This window comes from Nevskia sp. (assembly GCF_021732705.1).
Taxonomy (GTDB): domain Bacteria; phylum Pseudomonadota; class Gammaproteobacteria; order Nevskiales; family Nevskiaceae; genus Nevskia.
Genome location: NZ_JAKFUM010000006.1, coordinates 1 through 22,654 on the forward strand (window position 1 = coordinate 1; position 22,654 = coordinate 22,654).

Sequence of the window (22,654 nt, forward strand, 5' to 3'; positions counted from 1 at the left end):
TCGCGCCGGAACTGTATTTCGCGATCGGCATCTCGGGCGCGATCCAGCATCTGGCCGGCATCAAGGATGCCCGCACCATCGTCGCCATCAACAAGGACCCGGAAGCCCCGATCTTCGAAGTGGCCGACTACGGCCTCGTCGGCGACCTGTTCACCCTGGTGCCGGAACTCGAAGCGAAGGCCTGAGGCTGCAGCCACAGCGTCACCGTTGAACCACGGAGGCCGGGAAACCGGCCTTCGTCTTTTTCGTCGCCGGAAGCCCCGACATGCCTTACCAATCGATCTTTTCGCGCGACCTGTTTCGCGGCCAGACCATCGTCGTCACCGGCGGCGGTTCCGGCATCGGTCGCTGCACGGCGCATGAACTCGCCGCCCTCGGCGCCACGGTGCTGATCACCGGCCGCAAGCGCGAAAAGCTCGATGCGACCGTGGCCGAGTTGCACGAGGACGGCGCGTCGGCGGCGTCTTACGCCTTCGACATCCGCGACGAGGACGCAGTCACCGCGACCGTCGCACAGATCGTCGCCGAGCACGGCCCGATCCACGGGCTGGTCAACAACGCCGGCGGCCAGTACCCGATGCCGCTCGCGTCGATCGGCAAGAAGGGCTGGGATGCGGTGATCGCGAACAACCTGAGCGGCGGCTTCCTGATGAGCCGCGAGGTCTATCGGCAGTCGATGCAGATGCAGGGCGGCGCCATCGTCAACATGATCGCGGACATGTGGGGCGGCATGCCGCTGATGGGGCACAGCGGTGCAGCGCGCGCCGGCATGATGAATCTGACCGAGACCGCCGCGGTGGAATGGGCGCCGTCCGGCGTGCGCGTCAATGCCGTGGCGCCGGGCTTCATCGCGTCCAGCGGCATGGCGCACTACGACGAGAAGTTTCGCACCGAAACCATTCCGCAGATGGCTGGACTCGCCGCGCTGAAGCGCATGGGCGAGGAAGACGAGGTGGCTGCGGCGATCGTGTTCCTGCTGTCGCCGGCCGCCGCCTTCATCACCGGCGCCTGCCTGAAGATCGATGGCGGGACGAGTCTGAGCCAGAAGATGCTGCCGGTGCCGGCCCATGGCGCATCGACGCCATTCCACGGCTTTCACCGCGGACGTCACCGCCGCCCGGCGTGAGCGGCCGCTGCCTTCGCGACGCGCCACTTCGCGCCGTCACCCGGCGCTGACGGACAGCAATCCCGCCGCACGGCCCCGGTCACGACGGAAAAGTCAGGCTTTCGCCCTGTGAACGGCTGCCCGAACTGACGCCGGCCGCAGCTTGCAAGCGTCGTGGCCGCTGGACGAAATTAAGGGCCCGGCCTCGGCACGCGCAGTCGATCCGGACGCTTCCAACCCGGCGAATACTCCATGCGCGAATGATGCACGCGGATCGGATAGGGACAAACATGCTCAGAATCATGTTGTTCGGATCGGTGTCGGTGTCTCTGTGCCACGGGGAAACAAGCAAGGTCCTGCCGCTGTCGCCGCAACTGACAGCGCTGCTGGCCTTCCTCGCGCTCGGTCGTGGCCGCGAGTACTCGCGCGGCGAGCTGCTCGACATGCTGTGGGGCGAGGGCGATGCCTCGATGGCGCCCGGCGCGTTGAACACCGCGCTGTGGCGATTGCGACGGCTGATCGAGGTGCCGCCGGTGCGCTCGGGCGAATACCTGTCGGTCAAGCGCCTCGGCCACATCGGCCTGAATGGACCGGGCGAGATCGAGCTGGATTCCGACCGCTTCGAGCGCATCGTCCGTGCCTGCCTCGCGCGGCCGCTGCATCAGCTGACGCCGCGTGATCTCGATGACATGCGCAGCGCTGCGGCGATGTACAGGGGCGACATCCTCGGCGAGCTGAGCAGCGCCTGGGCGCTGCGCGAACGCGAGCGGCTGCGGCGGCTGCATCTCGACCTGCTCGGGCGGCTGATGCAGGCCAGCGCCGCGCAGGGCGATCACGAGGCGGCCATCCGCCACGCGCAGGCGATCCTGTACATCGACGCGCTGCGCGAGGACGTGCATCGCGACCTGATGCGCTGGTACGTGCTGAATGGCCAGCGGGCCTCGGCCCTGCGCCAGTTCGAGACCTGCCGTGCCCAGCTGCGGCGGGAACTCGCGATCCAGCCGATGCGCGAAACCCTGCTGCTGTACCAGCGCATCGCCGACAGCGCGATCGCTCAGCCGGAACTGGAGCGCTCGCTGTTCGGGCCGGCCTCGGCACCGCTTGCGGCAACGCCCGGCGCCGAGCCGACCAGCGCCGGCGGACTCTGGGAACGCCGCGAGATGACGGTTCCCACCACCGGTGGCAGCAATCCGCACATCGCGGCTGCCCGGCAACTGCTGCTGCAGGCCGATCACCACCTGCAACTGTCGCTCGGCTTCAGCGAGCACTGACCCGCGGCCCGCACGCCGCGGACCGCGCGTGCCGCGAACGGGGCCGCTGTTGCCGGATGCCGGCCGGCTTCGCGCGGCTTTCTCCATCGATGGTCACGAGGGCCGTTCGGTCGCCGCTCGCGGCTGCGCGTCGTCACCTCTGAGCGCGACCTCACGGCGACATCACCGAATCGCGGCGCGCATCACGGGATTGGTGATGTCGCGGTGATCTGGCGGTGACGCCGCGGTGACCGACGAGGACGACAGTCGAGTCCAGTTCCTGACCCGGCGCTGCCCATGCCATGTCGCTGCTTGGAGATCGGTCTGCCTCGTTCATCGTTCGCGTCTGGCGCGAACCGGGCGAATACGACGGCGCGGCCTGCGAATGGCGCGGCTCGATCGAACACATCGGCAGCGGCCAGCGCCAGTTCTTCCGGGATCTCGACGTGATCACGGCGTTCCTGAAGCCGCATCTCGAAGCGATCGGCATCGATCCGTCCGAGCGCTTCTGGGAGCGCATCTCGCCGTCGATCGGCGATGACGCCGCTCTGCTGCCCGCCGCTGCGCCCGCTGCAGCACCCGCCCGTTCCGCCCGCCCGGTCCGCAAGCGCGGTCCGCGCCGCCAGGAGTAGACCATGCCCGTCATTCGCGCCAATCGTGATTCGATCGACGACCGCTTCGCCGTGCTCGGCTTCAGCGTGCGCACCGAAAGCCCGCTGTTCGAGGTCGGGCTGGCCACCGATCCGGAGCTGTTCAAGCCGGAAAACCGGCCGCGCCGGACGCGGCGCAACTTCTACTCGAGCCGCACTCAGGGCGCGATGCGGGCGCGCCGCGGCGAGGCCGTCTATCTGGTGCCACCCGACGTGATGACCCGCTTCGTCGGCGCGCAGCGCGTCTACTTCGGGCTTGCCACGTATCCGGAAAGCCCGCGCTCGAAGCCGGACTTCGTGCAGGCACCGACGGCCGGCAGCATGTACGTCAACGTCTCGGGGCTGACCGAGCGCGGCCTGCGCCGGCTGGTGCCGGGGCGGATGGCGCCCTCGAGCTACGGCAAGCCGGACGGCGCCGAGGCCGGCCTCGACTGGGGCGGCGATCTGCTGGCTGCCGGCGGCGCGATGCCGGGCAGCGCCGCACCGGTAGCGCCAGCGCCAGCCAGCGGTGGTGCCAACAGCGCCGCGCCCCCCGCGCCGGCCACGGCCCAGGCCTACAGCGACGGCTATTCCGACGACCTCTGGCAGCAGCCGGCGCCGCTGTCCGGCGCGCAGGAACTGCTGACCCGGCCGTACGAGGGCGGTCTGTGGAACCAGCTGCAGTTCTTCGCCGAAAGCATCAACTGGTTTGCCGGCGTGACCGACACCCGCGATTTTCCGCATTCGGCGATCTGCGCCATCGGCCCGTTCGGCGATCTCTGGGCCACCGGCTTCTACATCGGCCCGAACCGCATCCTGACCGCCGCGCATGTGCTCAGCGGCGCCCGTTCGATCACGGTGGTGCCGGGCAAGAACGGGGCAGGAACGTCGCCGGCGGAAGAACCGTTCGGCCGCCGCACGATCGCGTCGAGTTCGTGGCGGATCGCGCCGGGCTACACCGGCAGCGGCAACTTCGTGAACGACCTCGCGGTCATCGACAATTTCCCGATCCCGGCGCCGGGCGGCAAGTGGTTCGAGTTCCTGCAGCAGACGCCGTCGGATCGCATGCCGATCGTCGTCTGCGGCTATTCCGGGCAGTCGCGCACGGTGCCGCAGCTGACGGGCGTCATCAACGGCAGCAAGCAGCACCTGCACGGCAGCTTCGCTCGCCAGATGACCGACCCGGACCTGATCGACTACTCGATCCAGACCCTGGCCGGTGCCAGCGGCTCGCCGGTGTATCACCTCGACGACAGCAGCGGCGAGGTCCGCGCGCTGATCTGCGCGGTGCACGTCACCACGGTCGGCAGCGGTGACCTGAACCGCGGCTGCTTCATCACGCCGGCCAAGATCGACTGGATCGAAGGCCGGACCACGGCGTTCGCCTATGACGAGGCACCGGCCGCACGCGTCGCCAGCCGGGCGCAGGGCATTCCGCTCGATCCCGGCGCCGGTGGCCAGTCGATCGGCCTCGCCGCGCTGCAGGCCGGCGACCTGATCGTCTCGACCGTGCGCGCGGCGGTCTCGTACGCGATCCGCGGCGGCACCTTCTCGTCGGTCAGCCACGCGATGCTGTACATCGGCGACGGCGAGGTGGTCGAAGCCGTCGGCAGCGGCGTGCGCCGGACCACGCTGGCCACCGCCATCGACGACGCCATCCTCGCCGTCGCCTACCGCGATCCGCGCGTCGATGCCGACAAGGCGCAACTGATCTGCGAATACGCCAAGGCCCAGGTCGGCAAGCCGTACAGCTACGCCGGCGTGGCCGCCACGGGTCTGCGCATCATCAATCCGGTGGCCGCCGTTGCCGGCTGGATTCACGACCGCCTGAGCGTCGATCCCGACACGGCCGGTTCGTACTACTGCTCGGAACTGCTGTTCGCCGCCTATGCCCACGCCGGCATTCCGCTGACCGGCGATCGCGCCAGCAACTCGGTGCCGAACGACATCGTGCGGCTGTCGCACGGCCGGCTGAACTATGTCGGCCACCTGAAGGCACGCGACGAGTTCCTCGGCGTCGCGCTCGGCATCGACGCGCCGATGGCCGCCACGCCGCCGGCCCGCGCGACGGTGCGGCCGTTGTCGGCGGAGGCTCCGGAAGTCGAGGTCAAGCTGCGCGTGTTCATCCCGGCACCGGCGCTGCCGGCGCCCGGCATCACCGGCGCCCGCGGTTTCCATGGCGATGGCCGCAGCTTCTCGTACAGCGGCGGCACCAGCCGGGCCGAGATCAAGGCCCGCGTGCGGCTTGCCGCCAGCGGCGTGGCCCCGGCGATCACCGTGCTCGACCGGCGCTGGGGCGAGACCACCGAGTACGAGCCTTCGGCCCTGCTCGACGTGCCCGGCCGGGCCGACTGGTACAAGCAGCTCGCGAGCGGCGCCATGCCGATCGCCCGGGCGACGCTGGCCTTGACCGACGACAACCTGAAGATCGTGCTCGGCGGCGCGGGCAGCACCACCAACAACATCCTCAGCGTGACCGAGGGCACGACGCTCGTCACGTTGATCGTCTCCGGCGGCAACCCGCTGGTCGGCTACGCGCCGAACATCGACGCGACCTTGCATCTGCACCTGAAGAACGACGGTGGCCGGCTCAAGGCCTGGGTCAAGGGCAGTCACGACGGCTTCCCGGCCTACGAGCTGTACGTGGCCGGCAAGCGCGTCTACGAATACGACCCGGAACCGGTCGGCGAATCGCCGTACGCGCTGTCGCCGCCGGAAGACCGCAGCGTCGACACCGGCTATGTCGAGATCGGCGCCGCGTCCGCCGTCGCGCAGGGCCTCGCAACCGGCAGCCAGGCGCTGTCCGGGCAATCGTGGTCGGTGCACTGGGACACGGTGCCGTACATCAGCCAGCAGACCGATTCCTCGTGCTGGGCCGCCGCGGCGGCGATGGTGGTCGGCTGGCGCGACGGCACGGTGCCGAGCGACGCCGACATCGCCGCGAAGGTCCCGGCGCTGGATGCCTACCGCAAGGGGCTGTGGCCGCGTGATCGCCGCCAGCTGCGCGATGTCTGGCACCTGGTGCCGGAGCCGCCGGCCTCGTACACGATCGACGCCTGGCGCAACCTGCTCGAAACCTGCGGCCCGCTGTGGCTCGACATGACCAACAGCGCGGCCACCGGCGGCCATGCCTGGGTGCTGGTCGGCATGACCAGCGACGGCGCCGAGGACGGCTCCGACACGATGATGTACCTGCACAATCCGACCGCCAGTCGCGGCAAGGTCAAGTGGCCGTTCCGGGATTTCCTGCGCTTCTACGAAGGCCGGGTCGGCACCGAAGGCAAGGTGCTCGAAAACCAGATCCTGCATGCGGCATCGGTCCCGGCAGGGCGTCGCCCGGTCACGGTGTCGCCGTTCGCGCTGGTGATGTCGGCCGACGGCAACGCCCGTCCGGCGACCGACATCAAGGTGACCCTGCCGCCGCCACCGGCGCCGGTGGTCGGCGTGCCACTGTCGGCCGCGGCGTCGGCACGGCCGCTGGCCGCACCGGTGGTGATCCCGATCGTGGCGGCGTTCGTCGGCGCGGTCAGCACGCGGCTGCTGAACGATGACGGTGACGTGAGCTGGGAACTCGACCAGCTCAACGGCCTGAAGCATCCGAACAACGTGGCGCCGAATCCGCTGCCGCCGGCGATGGACGGCCCGGTGATCCGGCTCACCGACTGGCCGAAGTGGGAGCTGAACATCGGCGACGAGATCTCCGCCGGCTTCGAGATCAACTGGCAGTACAACGGCCAGTCGGTCGGCAACGTGTCGATCAGCAACGTCGCCACCAACGACGCCGTCGCCTGGGGCCTGACGGTCAAGGCCCACATCATCGACGACGCCATCGTCTACCCGCGCGACAACCCGACGTTCGCGGCGCTGAAGATCCGCTTCGAGTACCGCTTCTCGAGCCCGATCCACGACGATGCGATCGCCATTCAGGACGTGCACCTGTTCGGCAACGGTCGCTACAACGTGACCGGCCGCTGGGAACAGCACTAGGACGCCTGCGCCGCGACGACCGCCATGAGCCACCGTCCACCACCGCCGCCGCCGCAGGTCGGATTCGCCGAAGGGCTGGCGCTGGTCGCGCCGCCCGGCAGCCTGCCGGCGCAGCGTCAGGCCACGCCGCCCGCGGCGGCCGGCGCCCCGCCGGCAGCACCCGCGAAGGCGCCGCCGGCGACGGAAACGCTGGCCCGCCGCACTGGCGCGCTGGTCAATGAGGTCGACTTCCCCGGCTTCGTCGCGCAACTGGTGCACGGCACGTTCGACGCCATCGTCGATGCCTCGATCCGGCAGATGGAAAGCTATTCGAGCCTGGTTTCGGCCGTGGCCAAGACCGTCGACCAGTTCACCGAGGAAAACGTCAGCGTCAATCAGGCGCGGGACTGGCTCGCGCAGCGCTATCCGGGCGAGGTGGTCGTGATCCTGCCGACCGCCGAACAGCCGCAGCCCCGGCTGGCCCCGCGCGCCGAAGGCCTGACGCCGATCTGGCTGGTCGACTACGGCGTCGACGGCGAGGAATTCACGGCCGAACTGCTGGAAGACCGCATCCTGCCGCAGGTGCGGACCAAGGTCGGTTCCGAGCGTCAGCAGCTGCTCGCGACGATGGTGCTGCTCGGCATGAACCGGGTCGCGGTCAAGGATGGCTCGATCTCGGCCAAGGTCATGTTCCGGGCAGCGGCGAACGATGTCGCCAAGGTCGGCTATGCCGCCGGTGCCGACCCGCAGGGCTCGGCCAACTGGGGCGAGCGCGGCTCGAACACCTACGGCGGCGCGTCGACGATGGTCTCGACGCTCGGCGTCAACGCCCAGAGCGGCACCGAACTCAGCGCCCAGCTGTTCGGCGAAGTGAAGCTGAACTTCGTCAGCGAGAGCCTGCCGCTCGATCGTCTGGCCGATCAGGCCAAGATCGCGCTGGTGCAGCGCAACGCGCCGGGCGTTCGTCAGCAGGGTGCGGCACCGGCACCGGCGGCCGCCGCGCCGCCGCCGCCGTCGCCGGATCGCGGAGGCAACGGCTGATGCTGCGCGAACTCGCCACCGTGCTCGAAGAGCTGAACGACGCCGTCGCCGGGGTGTCGGCGCAGGCGCTCGCGCAGCAGGCCGGCGTGCGCATCGCCGATCTCGCGCTCGACCTGCCGATCGACGTGGTGCCGGTATTCCGCAACGGTGGCTGCGTGCTGCTGGCCGATGTCACCCGCAATCAGGCCGATGCCAGCGGCTGGGGCGGCGATCGGTCGCGGCTGCAGATCGTCTGGCAGTCGCGGCCGCTCGATGCGGCCGGAGGCGCCGCATGAACGCCGCCGTGCCGCCGCTGGTGCAGGACGCGGGCATTCCGCTGGACCTGTTCATCCAGACGCTGACCGAGCAGCTCGACAAGGCCCAGGCGTCGATGGCGATCAAGGCGCGCATCGGCAAGCTGCCGCTGACCTTCGCAGTGAAGGATGTCTCGCTCGACCTGCGGACCTTCGTCAACATCGTCGACGACGACATCTACCTGCGCCCGGCCGGTCCCGGCGATGCCGCCGCCAGCACGATGAAGTTCTCGCTGACCACGATCACCAAGTCGATGGTCGAGGAGAACGCCGTGTCGTACGAGGTCGAGGACACCCGGCTCAATCTGAAGGAAGCGCTCGGCGACCAGATTTCGGACGAGGAACAGCGGCGGCTCGAACGCATCGGCGTGCGCACCGTCACCCAGCTCGACGAGCTGAAGAAATCGGCCGGCGCCGATGTCATCGCCCGCCTCGCGCGGCTGCCGGTCAACCGCCTGCAGCAGGCGCTGCTGTCGGCGGCGGCGCCGCGCGTGACGAAAGTCGAATCGCCGGCATCCGGTGCCGGCGAGCCGGCCGCGCGCGTGCACCTGCGCGCGCCCGGCCTGCGCGGCGGCGTGCTGCCGCAGGTGCGGGCGGCCGGACTCGAAGTGCCGGTGGTCGCCGCCCCCGATGGCGGGCTGGTGCTGGCGCCGCTGGCGAGCCAGCTCGGCTGCGAGGCCGAACTCGACTACGGCAATGGCGAAGTCGGCCGGGTTGCGCTGGCCGATGGCAGCGTCGGCCGCTGGGAGGGACGATGAACACCGCGTCGATCCTGCGCAGCTCCGATGGCCTGCCGGAGCGCCTGCCGCGCCGGCTGCTGCTGACCCTGCGGCTCGGCGAGACCCCGGAACACCTGCCGCCCCCGCGGCACGCGCGGCGCGGCGGCATCGCGCTGGCCGAGAGCATCGATGGCGGGCCGATCGACCGCATCCTGCGCCATCACGGCGAAGCGCTCGGCGCCGCCCATCTGCACGCACCGCGCCGGGCGACGACGCGCTTCGACGACATCGAGCAGATCAGCGGCGTCGCCCGCGTGCTGCGGGTCCGCGTGGTCAACGACGCCGGACTGCCGGCGCTGGTCGACGCGCTGTCGCAGCTGCACAAGGTCGAACGGGTCAGCGTCGATCGCTGCTGCCGCATGCCGTTCGATGTCGGGCAGGCGCCGTCGCGCAGCGCGATCGATCCATTCGCCGCACGCGACCAGATCCGCCTCGCCGAAGCGCTGGGCTACGAGCCGGGCGATCCGGCGATCGTCATCGGCCTCGCCGATTCCGGCGTCGCGCTTGGTCATGCCGAACTGCACGAGCGCCTGCGCGCGGGCTTCGACACCGTGGACCTGAGCGACGCCATGACCGGTGGCGCGCGGCTGTTCGGCGACGACCGCGGCATCGACACCGATCCCAGCGACGAGGTCGGCCACGGCAGCGGCTGTGCCGGCATCATCGCCGCGCTCGGCGAGGCGATGCCGACCGGTGCCGGCGGCCGCTGCAGCCTGACGCCGGCGCGCGTGCTCGGCACCGCCCTCGGCGCCAACGGCAAGCGCCTCGGCATCGGCGCGCTGACCAACATCGATGCCGGCATGAAGCGGCTGATCGATCTCGGCGCGAAGGTCATCAACATGAGCTTCGGCACGCCGGCCTCGGCCCTGCGGCCGGACGATCCGCTGCCGCATGCGGAGATCGTGGCCTATGCCCGCGCGCGCGGCGTGATCCTGGTGGCCGCCAGCGGCAACTCCGGAGCGGCCGAGCGCTTCTACCCGGCCGCGCATGACGGCGTGATCGCGGTCGGCTCGGTCGACTGCGACAACCGCCCGAGCCGCTTCAGCACGCGCGGCGAGCACGTGGCGCTGTGCGCGCCCGGCCGCGACATCCTGACCTGCGGCCTCGACGGCCTCCAGCACGCCACCGGCACCAGCTTCGCGTCGCCGTTCGTGGCCGCGATCTGCGGCCTGATGGTGGCCCGCGCCGAGCGCCGCGCCTACGCCCTCGGCGCGGCCGACTGCCGCGACCTGCTGATGCGCACCGCGCGGCCGTTCGCGCAGGCCGGCGTCGACGGCTGCGGCCACGGCGTGCTCGACGCGCTCGCCGCGCTGCAAGCCCTGGATGCGCACATCGACGACGCGATCGACGCCGACGAGCGCGCCTCCACCGACTGGGAGAACGCCGCCTGACCGGCGGCCTCGAGGACCGGCCATGGCCACGAAGAAGACACGAACGAGAGCCGGCAGCGCGCCGCCCGCCGTCCCCGGCGATGCGATGACGGCATTCATTGCTGGAAGCGGAGGAACGCAACCTCCGGGCGGAACACCTAATGATCCGAATGGAGGTAGCACCATGAATCGCATCTTGCTGGTCGATCTGAGCGAGCGGGAACTGAAGGCACGGCGCGCGCTGGAGTCGCAGGCGCAACGCCTGAAGAATCTGTCCGAACGGCGCGACGGCGCCGGCCTGACCCCGGATCAGGAAGCGGATCTCGAGCGCTTCGTCGAACTGCTCGACAGCGACAGTCCGGTCGACGAGTTCTATCAGGTCGTGGCATCGACCTATACCCAGCGCAGCTGGCAGCAGATGCTGGAGTCGGACGAAGGCGAGGGGGACTACATCCTCAAGCATGGCCTGTTCGGCAGCCAGCGCGGCGTGCCGACCCCGAGTGCGCTCGGCGAGAAGGAGCAGGAGATCGCCGGCATCTGCGGCCTGCTGCAGCTCGACAACATCGTCGACGCCAAGCGCACCAACTTCCGGCGCAAGGTCGCCGAGGCGCAGGGCGAGTACCGCGAGAACCGCGAGCTGTTCGATGCCGTGTTCGCGCGGCTCAACGGCAAGTTCGTGGTGCGGCTGCAGAGCCAGATCGACAAGATGCAGGTCGGTGCCGAAATCATCGGCTGCATCCGGCCCGACCAAAGCATTTCCAGCCGCAGCAAGCGCGGCACCAAGAACGGCCCGTCGACCGAGGGCCTGATTCCGGCGAGCGGCGATCTGGTCAACGCGATCAGCGCGAGGAGCGCGGCCGCCGTCGTCCGTCGTCTGGCCGAAGACCGGGTCAGCGCCAATGATCCGTGGCTGAACAGCCGCATCGACAACGGCTTCGACCTGCAGACCGGCGTCGTCGGCGGAGCGCCGGCGTCGGCGATCGAGATCATGCTGCCGGACCTCGAAGAAAGCGTGGATGTCGAGATCGTCAAGGAGAACCTGCATGCGATGCAGGCCCACTACTTCGCGTTCATGCTCGAGGAGATGCGCCTGTTCCAGGTGGTCGAGAAGATCGTCGACCTGTTCCGGCAGGGCCTGCTGCCGCTCGGCCGCGGCAAGGCCGGCGACTACCTGTACAAGTACTACAAGACCGCCTCGACCCGGATCACCGAAAGCGAGCGCCGCGACATCTACGTGCGGGCGTTCGGCGCGCCGGGCGGCGATCCGGAAGCGAACCTGCCGAACCGCGAGTTCAACGAGCTGTTCCTGCGCTTCGTCTCGGCGGTGTCGAACTTCTCGCGCCAGAACACGATCGAGAAGCTGCTGCGCAACTCGCTGCCGATGGCGGTGAGCCAGGAGCAGGTGCGCAAGTCGGCGCGCGATCTTGCCGCCAACCTGTCGCTGCATGGCTACGGCATCGCCTACTTCGCGGCGACCGAGCTGCAGTCGACGATCCTCGAATTCCGCGACGTGCTGTCCGACCCGGAAGTGAAGGGCGCGTTCGGCGCGCGCGACATGTGGCAGGTGATCGATCAGGTCAACGTCAACTACTTCGGCGGCGCCAAGAACACGCAGCGCTTCAGGACGCAGGCCCGCGCCGGCGCGATCATCATCCGCTGGCTGGCCAACAACCACGAGCGGCTGACCGGCCGCTACGGCACCGACGTGCTGTCGGTCGCCAGCCTCAACGACCCGGCGCTGCGCGGCTTCGGCAGCGATCAGCCGACGGTGACGCCGAGCGACTGGGATCTGGTGCAGTCCTGCGAGCAGTGGCTGGCGGTCGGCGGCGTGCAGGACACCAGCATCGAACAGTACTCGCAGCCGATCGAATCGCCGGTGATGACGTCGCGGCCGATCGACATCCCGCCGGCCGCGCGCGATGTGCTGAGCGCCGCCGGCATCAGCCTGCCGGGCATGTAGATCCCTCGCGCAGCCACGCCACGCACGCGACATTCATCAGGAGCACGCCATGCGCGAGTATCCCCGCGGGAAACGGCCGATGGCCGAACACGTCAAGCATTCGCTGGCGATGGCCGCCCACCGGCTGGGCACGCGCGATCCGCTGCCGCTGGTCGGCCGCATGGTCGATCAGGCGTTCAGCCTGCCGGAAGACGATGCCAGCTATGCCCGCAATCGACTGGCGCCCGGTGCCGTGCCGTACGAGCCGTCGTTCTCCGAAGCCGAGCCCGACACCCTGCGCTTCACCATCCAGCCGCTGCCGCCGGATGCGCCGCCGATTGCCCGGCGCGATGAAGCGACGCGCGAGATGCGCCGGCTGATCTCGCCGATCTTCGGCAACGAGGCGCTGCGCTGGTTCGATTCGCGCAGCGAGGAATGGCGCGGCATGGGCGGGCTGGGCTGGATGAGCTACGGTGCCTGGTTCGGCAGTGCCTTCGACGAGGATGGCCTGTACGCCGCGAAGATTTACTACGAGCTGCTGCCGTCGCAGATCGGCGCGCTGGCACCGGGGCTCGCGCGGCTGACGCGGACTGCGATGGACGTGATGCCGACCCTGATGCCGATCTTCACCTCGATCGGCTGCAAGCGCGACGCCGGCAGCCAGCGCGTCAGCTTCATGCATCGCGGACCGCTGACCGTGTCGTCGCTCGGGCCGCTGATGAACCAGCTCGGCATCGGCCATCAATTGCCCAGCCTGATGCGGGTGGTCGGCGTGGCCTTGGGCGGCCGCTTCGAGCTGCCGGATGGCGGCGTGCTGATCGGCCTGCGCGAAGGTGCGGATGGCCCGGAGCTCAAGCTCGAGATCCTGCTCGCGGCAATGCCGGACCTGCCGTCGCGCTTCCTCGACCTGCTGAAGCTCGGTCTGGCCGAACGGCCGCGCCAGCTCGCGGCACTCGATCGCTGGCTCGGCGCCTTCGGCATGCAGGACGCCAGCGAGCAAGGCAGCTTCTCGGTCCTGAGCGTGCGGGTCACGCCGCGCGCGCAGGCGCGCATCAGCCTGTACGTGCGACCGATCGAGTTCGAGCTGCGCGACACCATCGATCAGGGCCGCATCCTCCAGTAGTTCCCGCCCCGCGCCACCGCGAGCCTCGAACATGAGCCACGCCCCGCAAGCTGCTTCCGTCGGCGGACCTCCGGTCAGCCGTGAAACCCGCGACGCCGCGCGCGTTGCCGTCCGTGACCTGCTGGAGCGCAGCGATGCCTTCAAGCAGCTGTCGCCCGACAAGCGTCAGGCGCTGGCGCAGGGTCTGGTGCAGATCGGCAGCTATCTGGCCGAGCCGGACGGCGTGCGTCTGAAGCCCGAACAGCAGAGCGAGCCGGTGCGGGCGCTGGCCGACGATGGTCGCCGCCTGGCGCAGAAGAAATCACCCGATGAAGACGCGGTGCCGGAATTCAGGGCCCAGGCCGCGCGCGAGGGCGCAGCCGTGGCCGGGGCGCTGCTTGATCAGGTCGACTTTCCGGCGTTCTGTTCGGGCCTGATCAACGGCGTGTTCCATTCGATCGTGCAGAGCTCGATCGAGCAGATGGAGGCCTACGCCAAGATGGTGGCGGACGTCTCGAAAAGCCTGAACCAGTTCCGCGACGACAACACCACGCAGAACCAGGGCCGCGATCATCTGGTCGAGCAGTTCCCGGACGTGTTCCAGATCAGCGTCGGCGGCGATGACGACTTCGGCAGCTTCGGCGGCGGTGGCGGTGGCGGTAGCGGTGGCGGACCGAAGGTGACCCTGCGCGACGATGTCGACACCCGGGCGGCGATCGAGAAGATCAACCGCACGCTGCCGCTCGACAAGCCGCTGGAGAAGCTCGACAACGACGTCGCCGAGTCGATCCTGGTCTCGGCCGCACGAACCCAGATGGCGACCAGCCGCCAGCAGCTGCTCGCGACGATGGTGCTGCTCGGCATCAACCGCATCGTCGTCACCGACGGCAAGCTGCAGGCCAAGGTCCAGTACGAGTTCCAGGCCCGCGACAACTTCCAGTACCGCAGCAGCGCCCAGAAATACGACTACGACCGCGAGCTGAAGAACACCACGAGCCAGGGCGCCTACGAGAGCGACCGCCAGGACAGCCGCACCGGCGCCTCGTCGTCGTACAACAAGGATGCCGGCTACCAGTCGCAGGGCGCGACCCGCAACGCCAGCTACTACGCCAAGGGCGAGTACAAGAACACCGCGCAGCCGGTGATCACCCTGTCGAAGGCGTCGACCACCTCGATCGACGCCAACATCCAGACCAAGGCGCAGCTGGCCGGTCTGATGGAAGTGAATTTCAAGAGCGACTACCTGCCGCTGGAGAAGCTGGCGAATCCGGAGTCGATCGCCCAGATCCAGTTCAACGCGCAGCCGGGCATGACCAAGACGCTGGCCTCGCGGCCGGCGGCACCGGCAGCGGCGGCGACGCCACCGGCGGCCACGCCGTGATGTCCGTCTGATCCCGACCTGAGCGCCGAGCCCGACCATGACCACGACCGCCGCGGCCCCGAGCGATTCCCGCCATCCGGCCTGGCTCGACGACGAGACCCTGGCCGCCGTGCGGCCGCAGGTGCGCCGTCTGCTCGAATCCTCGCCCGGCTTCCGCGCACTGCCGCCGGCGGAGCAGCAGGACATCGCCCGCAACATGGTGCGCGTGGCCTCGTACATGGCCAATCCCGACGGCCTGGCGAAGCAGGAACTGACGCCGGGGCAGGGCATCCTCGCCAAGGCGCAGGCCGATGCCGGCGTCGACAACGCGAAGAAAAAGGCCTCGGACAAGGTCGGCACGTTCGCCGGCGCCGATTTCAAGGGGGGCGCGATCAAGGAAGGCACGCAGCAGTTCAAGGAACTGGTCGGCTCCGTGAACTTTCCCGAGTTCGTCGGCGGGCTGATCCAGAACGTGTTCCAGGCCATCGTCACGGCGTCGATCCAGCAGATGAACGCCTACGCCGCGATGCTCAAGTCGGTGTCGCAGTCGGTCAACGATTTCGCCCAGGACAACATCTCGACCAACAACGCTCGCGACTGGCTGGTGCAGAAGTTTCCGGATGCGCTGGATCTCGACGAGAGTGGTGCCGGCGACGACAGCGCGCCGAGGATCACGGTCAAGGCCGACGACGCCGATGCCGCGATCAAGCGCATCAACGAGGAACTGCAACTCGCGAAGCCGGTCAGCGACCTGTCGAACGAGGAAGACGAGGCGCGGCTGGTGCAGGCCGCTCGCCTGCAGATGGCGCGCAGTCGCCAGCAGTTGCTGGCGTCGATGGTGCTGCTCGGCATCAACCGCATCGTCGTCACCGATGGCCTGATCAATGCCAAGGTGGTGTTCGACCTGAAGGCCAGCGATCAGGCCCAGCGCCACGCGCGGGCGTCGCTGTACGACCGCAATGCCAGCTCCAACACCAATCGCGTGGCGGCCGGAGCCTTCCTGCCGTGGGGCGGCGCGGCGGCGTCGAACGTCAACACCCAGAGCCATGTGACGACGGTGGCCTCGTCGGTCGACGAGAACTCGGAATCGAAGGCGGAAGTGAAGGCCAAGCTGACCGGCGAGGTGCGGGTCAACTTCAAGTCCGACTACTTCCCGATGGAAAAGCTGGCATCGCCCGGCATGATCGCCGCGATCCAGGGCAATTCGACGCCGGTGGACCCGAACGTCAAGCCGTCGGAACGCGGCGCGGCCGCCACCGCGCCGGCGCGTCCCTGAGCTTCGGACCGGCCCGGTTCGATGGCGCACGCGCCACCCGTAGCTGCCGCAGCATCCGACGAGCCGGCGTGGGCGGCCGGTCTGGGCCTTGCGCTGGCCGATGCCGCGGACACGCTGCAGCACTGCAGTCAGGCGCTGGCGGCGGCACTGACCGAACTCGGCGACATCGATCTGCCCGATGGCGCGCCGACCCGCGATGACGCCCGCACGCTCGGCCCGCTCGGGCCGTTCTATCTGGCGCGCGAACTGGATCAGGCCGGCGTGCTGCGCGCGGCCGAGCAGGTGGCCGGGCTCTATGGCAGCGGCGCGATCACGCAGCCGGTCGGTGCGGCCGGGCCCCTGCTGCGGCGCTACTGGCAGGAGCGTCGCAACCGCCTGACCGAGGCCGAGCGCGGCGAACTGTTCGAGCGCGTGTTCGAAGCGCCGCACTTCGACCGGATGCTGGCCGCGCTGATGCGCGATCTGGCCGCGCATGCCGACAACGGCCCGGTCGAGGATCTGCGGGAAGCGGTCGCGCTGGAAGTCAGCGCCCGCGCGCTGGCCGAGTTCCTGCTGACCCGCGCCGGCGGCATGACCCTGTTCGCCGCGACCGAGATCGTCGCTTCGATCACCGAAGCGCTGGCCTTCCTGCGCGAGCCGGCACTGCATGCCGCGTTCTCGGTGCGCGGGCTGTGGCCGCTGGTGGCGCTGGCCTCGGGCGATGCCACCGGCGGCTCGACCCGCAGCCTGCAGGATCACGTCGACCGCGCCCGCAATGGCCAGACGGTGCTCGGCTGGCTGGCCCGGGCGACGGCCGCTGGCCAGCATCGGCTCGATCTGCGCGCGCCGGACACCGCCGGCGTCATCGCCGCCGCCGAGCGCTGGCTGCTGGCGGCGCCGGCCGCAGCGCCACCGCCGACGCTGCCCGGCGCCGGTCGTCGGCGCAGTCTCGTCGCCGGCTGAAGGCCATGACGGCAGCCCGTGCCGGGGCATCCGCACCGCCCGCCGCCGCCCGCCCACCGCCGCCCGCGCCGTGGGTGCGCAGTGCCGTGCGCGACGTACTCGAACGCTCGCCGGGGTACCACGCGCTGACGCCGGAACATCGGCAGCGGCTGGCGCACGCGATGGTCAAGGTGTCGGCGCTGGCCTCGGACCTGATCGGCGAGGAACTTGCCGTCGCCGACACGACCCCCGCCGCGCGTGCGCCGCTGGCGCAGGCACAGGAAGCGCAGCCGTTCGGGGAATCGGCACGGCGGGTCGCCGGCACCACGCGCGACGTGCTGAATGCCGTGTCGTTTCCGCGCTTCGTCACCGAGCTGATCAATGGCGTGTTCAAGGCCATGCTCGATTCGAACGCCACCCAGATGCACCAGTACGTGGAGTTGCTGAACAACGTCGCCGCGTCGGCCGAGGGCTTCGCCGGCAGTCAGTTCAGCCTGGACTACGCGCGCGGCTGGCTGGCCGACCGGTTTCCGGATCAGTTCGAACTGGAAACGCCGGATCCACCGACCCCCGGCGAGCCGCCGCCGGACCCGGACGATGTCGAGCCGTCCCGTCTGCGCCTCAGGCCCAGCAAGGCGATGCCGGAACCGGACGCGATCCGCACCGCGCTCGGCATGCAGCCGGACGAAGCGGTGGACGCCGGGAATCCCGAGCAACTGGTACCGCTGGCCCGGCGCCAGATTGCGCGGCAACGGCAGCAGATGCTGGCGACGATGGTGCAGATGGGTATGCAGCGCATCGTCATCGACAGCGGCAAGATCAACGCCGCGATGCGCTTCCACATCGACACCCGCAGTGTCGCCAACGACGACCGTGGCAGCAGCTTCAACTTCCAGAACCGGGTGAAGGCCGGTGCCAGCGCTTCGGTCGGGCCGTGGGGCGCGAGTGCGGAAGTCGAGAACACCATCGGCTACGTCTCGACCCAGCGCAGCCAGTCGAGCGAGGAACTGAACACCGATCTCGACCTGTCGTCGTCGGTCGAGATCCACTTCCGCAGCGACTACCTGCCGCTGAACCGGATGGCGGCCGACAGCAGCGCCGAGCGCATCCGCGCCAACTCGCTGAACCCGGACGCCGAAGCCGCAGCCGCGCGCACCGAGCGCGGCGCGCGCCAGACCGCGCAGCGCGCCGCCGAAGCCGAGCGACGCACGGCGACCAACACCGTGCTTGGCCGCGAAGGCCCGGCGCTCGGGGCCTCGCCGACCTTGAGCGTGCCGAGACCGGGCGCGGCAGCAAGTGCGGGTTCCGGGTCGGGGTCGGGGTCGGCCTCGACGGGTACAGGCACGGGCACAGGCACCGGCACAGGCACAGGCACAGGCAGCCGCCCGCCCGGCAGCGGAACCGCTGCGCCGGCTGCAGGCACTGCCCCCGCGTCCGGCACGGGTTCCACCTCGGGTTCGGGTGCCGGCTCCAGTACCGGATCGGGCTCAAGCGCTGTCGCACCGGCCGCGTCGGGTGGCTCGGCGCCGGCCTCCGGCGGTGCAGCACCGGCCGCCGGCTCCGGACCTGTCACGGGCTCGAGTTCGGGCTCGGGGTCTGGGTCTGGGTCTGGGTCTGGGTCTGGGTCTGGAGCGGGAAGTGGTGACGCGACCCGCGCGGCGGCCGGCCCGCCGGCATCGCCCGGGCGTGGCGCGACGGTTGGCTAGTCAGGGCGGCGGCGTGCCGCCGACGGCGCGCACGCAGAACGTGCAGATCGAGCGGATCAGCGCATCGCGATCGCGCACCGGTTCGCGCGCCGGGCCGATCGGGCCGACCAGGGCCTCGGTGTACGCGCCGACGATGCAGGCGGCGCTCGCATCGACGTTCTGCGGCGCGAATTCGCCGCGGGCAATGCCATCCGCGACGATCAGACCGATGACGCTCGCGAAGCGCCGGCGCTCGCGAATACGGGCCACGTCGACCTCCGGATCGGCCGGTTCGGCGATGAAGGCGTACGCGAGGTTCGGCCCGGCCAATGCCCGCCGCGTGAACGACTCGACCGCGGCATACAGGCGTTCGGTGGCGCTGCCCGGACCGACGCGGATCGCGTCCAGCCGTTCGATCTCGGAGGTCACCGCCGCTTCGAGCACTTCGACGAACAGGTCGGTCTTGGCCTTGAAGTAGCGGTAGATCATGCCGGTCGACATGCCGGCGACGTGAGCCACGGCGCTGATCTGCGCGCCGCGCAGGCCGCCCTCGGCGATCAGCGTGCGGCAGGCGTCGACGATCCGCTCGCGATTGCTCGCGAGGCGTTCCTCCATCAGGGCTGAGCGGCGGTAGACCATGACGACCGGGCAGAAGTGACTCTGGATTCAAGAAATGAAGGTTACTTCATTTCTTGTGCTAGATTTCGCGCCAGCCGCCGTGCCAGCCTGCACGCGCACACCGATCAGGAAGCCGTCATGCCGGTACTCGAATCGAAGGTCGACACCAACAGCCCGCAGTTCCGGCAGCAGCGCGAGGACCTGCTGGCGAAGATCGCCGAGTTCCGTGCGCTCGAAGCCCGCGGCCGGGCCGAGGAAGAAACCAAGCGCGCCCGCTATCACGAGCGCAGGCAGCTGCTGCCGCGCGAGCGCGTGCACCTGATGCTGGATCGCGGCTCGCCATGGCTGGAGCTGTCGACCTTGTGCGGATACCAGATGCACGACGACAAGGATGGCTCGCTGGCCGGCGGCAACATGATCACCGGCATCGGCTACGTGTCCGGCGTGCGCTGCATGGTCATCGCGTCGAATTCGGCGATCAAGGGCGGCACGATGACGCCATTCGGCGTGCAGAAGACGCTGCGCCTGCAGGACATCGCGCTGAAGCAGAAGCTGCCGGTGGTGTCGATGATCGAGTCCGGCGGCGCCAACCTGCTGTATCAGGCCGAGCTGTTCATCCCGGGCGGCACCACGTTCGCCAATCAGGCGCGGCTGTCGGCTGCCGGCATTCCGCAGGTCACCGTCGTCCACGGCTCGTCGACCGCCGGTGGCGCCTACATGCCGGGCCTGTCCGATTACGTCGTGATGATCCGCAAGAACGCCAAGGTGTTTCTTGCTGGCCCGCCGCTGCTGAAGGCGGCGACCGGCGAGATCGCGGTCGACGAGGACCTCGGCGGCGCGGAGATGCACACGCAGGTCGCCGGCACCGGCGAGTTCCTCGCCGAGAACGATGCCGACGGCATCCGCATCGCGCGCGACATCGTCCGCAACCTCGACTGGAACCGGAGCAAGCCGACGGCCGTGCTGCGCGAAGTGCGCGCGCCGCTGTACGACATCGACGAACTCTGCGGCGTGGTTCCGGCCGACTACCGCAAGCCGTATGACTGCCGCGAAGTCATCGCGCGCCTGGTCGACGGCTCGGAATTCCTCGAATTCAAGAACGAGTACGACCAGCAGACCATCTGCGGCCGCGCGGTGATCCACGGCCATCAGGTCGGCATCATCAGCAACAACGGGCCGATCACGATTCGCGGCGCGACCAAGGCCGGCCAGTTCATCCAGATGTGCTGCCAGTCGGACATCCCGCTGGTGTATCTGATGAACACCACCGGCTACATGGTCGGCACCGAGAGCGAGCAGGGCGGCATCGTCAAGCACGGCTCGAAGATGATCCAGGCCGTGGCCAATGCCACCGTGCCGCAGCTCACGATCGTCATGGGCGGCAGCTTCGGTGCCGGCAACTACGGCATGTGCGGCCGCGGCTTCGGTCCGGAATTCATCTTCGCGTGGCCCAATTCACGCACCGCGGTGATGGGCGGCGAACAGGCGGCGAAGGTGATGGGCATCGTCACCCGCGAGAAGTGGCTGAAGGAAGGCCGCACCATCGGCGATGCCGAGGAAGCCAAACTCGCCGCGATCGAGGCCGGCATCGTCCGGCAGTTCGACGAACAGTCCACCGCCTACGCCGCCAGCGCCCGGCTGTTCGACGACGGCATCATCGACCCGCGCGATACCCGCCGCGTGCTCGGCATGACCTTGTCGATCTGCCGCGAAGCGCAGAGCCGGCCGGTGTCGCCGAACAGCTTCGGCGTCGCCCGTTTCTGATTCCCCCTTTCCTTTCCGAGAGCGCGCCATGCACTTCACGCACGAACATCAATCGCTGTACGACACGACGAAGAAGTTCGTCGAAACCGAGCTGAACCCGCACGTCAAGGATTGGGAGAAGGCCGGCATCTGGCCGGCGCGCGAAGTGCTGAAGAAGATGGGCGACCTCGGCCTGCTCGGCATCGCGAAGCCGGAAAGCGTCGGCGGGCTCGGGCTCGACTACAGCTATCAGGTGGCGTTTGCCGAAGCGCTCGGCACGTGTTCCTGCGGCGGTGTTCCGATGGCCATCGGCGTGCAGACCGACATGGCCACGCCGGCGCTGGCGCGCTTCGGCAACGACTATCTGAAGGAAAACTATCTCAAGCCGGCGGTCGCCGGTGATCTGGTCGCGGCGATCGCGGTCAGCGAAGCCGGGGCCGGTTCCGACGTGGCCGGCGTCAAGACCGTGGCCCGCAAGGTCGGTGACGAATACGTGATCACCGGCTCGAAGATGTGGATCACCAACGGCACGCAGGCGGATTGGGCCTGCATGCTCGTCAACACGGGCGATGCATCGATCAACAAGCATGCGTCGAAGTCGCTGATCGTCGTGCCGCTCGATGCCAAGGGCGTTGATCGCACGCAGAAGCTGGACAAGCTCGGCCAGCGTTCGAGCGACACCGCGATGATCTTCCTCGATGAAGTCCGCGTGCCGGCCCGACACCTGATCGGCGAAGAAGGCCGCGGCTTCGTCTACCAGATGCAGCAGTTTCAGGAAGAGCGGATCTTCCTCGCCGCCAGCGTCATCGCGGCGATGGAGAAGGTCATCGCCGATACCGCCGACTACACGCGCCAGCGGCAGGCCTTCGGCGGCTCGCTGCTCGACAATCAGGTGATCAACTTCCGCCTCGCCGAACTGACGACGGAAGTCGAGGCCCTGCGGGCGCTGACCTATCGCGCCACCAGCGAACACGTCGCCGGCCGCGACGCGACGATGCTGGCCTCGATGGCCAAGCTCAAGAGCGGACGTCTGGCCCGTGAAGTGACCGACAGCTGCCTGCAGTACTGGGGCGGCCAGGGCTACATGTGGGAATCGTCGGTCGCGCAGTTCTACCGCGACCTGCGTCTGCACTCGATCGGCGGCGGTGCCGACGAGATCATGCTGCGCATTCTGGCGAAGGGTCTGGGCTACGGGGGCAAGCGGAAGGTGTCGTAATTTGTCATTCCCGCGCAGGCGGGAATCCACGGTCAAAGGATTGACCGCGCATGAACGAAAAGCACTTCTTCGTTTACATGCAGGCCAGCCAGAAGAACGGAACACTCTACATCGGCGTCACTTCCGATCTGGTGCAACGAGTCTGGCAACACAGGAATGATGTAGTAGCGGGGTTTACGCGCCAATACGGTGTCCACCGACTGGTTTGGTTCGAGGTTCATCCGGATGCGGTATCGGCGATCACGCGCGAGAAGCAGCTCAAGAAGTGGAATCGTCCTTGGAAAGTCGGTTTGATCGAAGCTGAAAATCCCAATTGGAATGATCTGTTTGACGGCATCGCAGTCTGAACCATGGATTCCCG

General features: G+C 69.0%; 19 protein-coding genes. 18 read left to right on the plus strand and 1 reads right to left on the minus strand.

The features are described from left to right. From QZ951_RS05395 to QZ951_RS05465, 15 genes are all read left to right on the plus strand, one after another. The coding region (locus QZ951_RS05395) for an FAD-binding protein (RefSeq protein ID WP_292999357.1) at window positions 1-185 on the plus strand (185 nt) is incomplete at its 5' end. A gap of 80 nt (window positions 186-265) precedes the next feature. Next, complete coding sequence (locus tag QZ951_RS05400; RefSeq protein ID WP_292999359.1) at window positions 266-1,126, plus strand: SDR family oxidoreductase; 861 nt, start codon at window positions 266-268, stop codon at window positions 1,124-1,126. 269 nt (window positions 1,127-1,395) lie between these two features. Then, a complete protein-coding gene (locus tag QZ951_RS05405) occupies window positions 1,396-2,376 on the plus strand; it encodes a bacterial transcriptional activator domain-containing protein (protein WP_292999361.1) in 981 nt (326 codons plus the stop codon). 281 nt (window positions 2,377-2,657) lie between these two features. After that, a complete protein-coding gene (locus QZ951_RS05410) occupies window positions 2,658-2,987 on the plus strand; it encodes a hypothetical protein (protein WP_292999363.1) in 330 nt (109 codons plus the stop codon). Between the two features lie 3 nt (window positions 2,988-2,990). After that, a complete protein-coding gene (locus QZ951_RS05415; protein ID WP_292999365.1) occupies window positions 2,991-6,971 on the plus strand; it encodes a papain-like cysteine protease family protein in 3,981 nt (1,326 codons plus the stop codon). 24 nt (window positions 6,972-6,995) lie between these two features. Then, the gene (locus tag QZ951_RS05420; protein ID WP_292999367.1) at window positions 6,996-7,991 is read left to right on the plus strand and encodes a hypothetical protein; all 996 of its coding nucleotides are present in this window, start codon (window positions 6,996-6,998) and stop codon (window positions 7,989-7,991) included. Then, on the plus strand, window positions 7,991-8,266 hold the full coding sequence (locus tag QZ951_RS05425) for a hypothetical protein (RefSeq protein WP_292999369.1): 276 nt from the start codon (window positions 7,991-7,993) through the stop codon (window positions 8,264-8,266). The genes QZ951_RS05420 and QZ951_RS05425 overlap by 1 nt, the downstream gene beginning before the upstream one ends. After that, the gene (locus QZ951_RS05430; protein ID WP_292999371.1) at window positions 8,263-9,042 is read left to right on the plus strand and encodes a hypothetical protein; all 780 of its coding nucleotides are present in this window, start codon (window positions 8,263-8,265) and stop codon (window positions 9,040-9,042) included. Before QZ951_RS05425 ends, QZ951_RS05430 begins: the two co-directional genes overlap by 4 nt. After that, window positions 9,039-10,454, plus strand: coding sequence for a S8 family serine peptidase (locus tag QZ951_RS05435; protein ID WP_292999373.1), 1,416 nt, complete (start codon window positions 9,039-9,041; stop codon window positions 10,452-10,454). Before QZ951_RS05430 ends, QZ951_RS05435 begins: the two co-directional genes overlap by 4 nt. A 163-nt stretch (window positions 10,455-10,617) precedes the next feature. Then, entirely contained in the window at window positions 10,618-12,393 is a 1,776-nt protein-coding gene (locus tag QZ951_RS05440; protein WP_292999375.1) for a hypothetical protein, read from the plus strand. Between the two features lie 49 nt (window positions 12,394-12,442). Continuing rightward, the gene (locus QZ951_RS05445; RefSeq protein ID WP_292999377.1) at window positions 12,443-13,495 is read left to right on the plus strand and encodes a hypothetical protein; all 1,053 of its coding nucleotides are present in this window, start codon (window positions 12,443-12,445) and stop codon (window positions 13,493-13,495) included. Window positions 13,496-13,526: 31 nt separating this feature from the next. After that, window positions 13,527-14,855, plus strand: coding sequence for a hypothetical protein (locus tag QZ951_RS05450; RefSeq protein ID WP_292999379.1), 1,329 nt, complete (start codon window positions 13,527-13,529; stop codon window positions 14,853-14,855). A 37-nt stretch (window positions 14,856-14,892) separates the two neighbouring features. Then, window positions 14,893-16,110 (plus strand): hypothetical protein, encoded by a 1,218-nt coding sequence (locus QZ951_RS05455; RefSeq protein ID WP_292999380.1) that lies wholly within the window; start codon window positions 14,893-14,895, stop codon window positions 16,108-16,110. A gap of 21 nt (window positions 16,111-16,131) precedes the next feature. Beyond that, entirely contained in the window at window positions 16,132-17,052 is a 921-nt protein-coding gene (locus QZ951_RS05460; protein ID WP_292999382.1) for a hypothetical protein, read from the plus strand. 5 nt (window positions 17,053-17,057) lie between these two features. Continuing rightward, window positions 17,058-18,737, plus strand: coding sequence for a hypothetical protein (locus QZ951_RS05465; RefSeq protein WP_292999384.1), 1,680 nt, complete (start codon window positions 17,058-17,060; stop codon window positions 18,735-18,737). On the opposite strand, the gene QZ951_RS05470 is transcribed toward QZ951_RS05465, so the two are convergent. Beyond that, on the minus strand, window positions 18,738-19,355 hold the full coding sequence (locus QZ951_RS05470) for a TetR/AcrR family transcriptional regulator (RefSeq protein WP_292999386.1): 618 nt from the start codon (window positions 19,353-19,355) through the stop codon (window positions 18,738-18,740). A gap of 117 nt (window positions 19,356-19,472) precedes the next feature. Between QZ951_RS05470 and QZ951_RS05475 the strand changes: the two genes are divergently transcribed. Genes QZ951_RS05475 through QZ951_RS05485 form a run of 3 tightly spaced genes read left to right on the plus strand, consistent with a single transcriptional unit; the run spans window position 19,473 to window position 22,640 of the window. After that, window positions 19,473-21,098, plus strand: coding sequence for an acyl-CoA carboxylase subunit beta (locus QZ951_RS05475; protein WP_292999388.1), 1,626 nt, complete (start codon window positions 19,473-19,475; stop codon window positions 21,096-21,098). 28 nt (window positions 21,099-21,126) lie between these two features. After that, window positions 21,127-22,293 carry an acyl-CoA dehydrogenase family protein gene (locus QZ951_RS05480; RefSeq protein WP_292999390.1) on the plus strand — a complete coding sequence of 389 codons (1,167 nt, stop codon included), beginning with the start codon at window positions 21,127-21,129 and terminating at the stop codon, window positions 22,291-22,293. 50 nt (window positions 22,294-22,343) lie between these two features. After that, window positions 22,344-22,640, plus strand: coding sequence for a GIY-YIG nuclease family protein (locus QZ951_RS05485; protein ID WP_292999392.1), 297 nt, complete (start codon window positions 22,344-22,346; stop codon window positions 22,638-22,640). The last annotated feature ends 14 nt before the right edge of the window (window positions 22,641-22,654 follow it).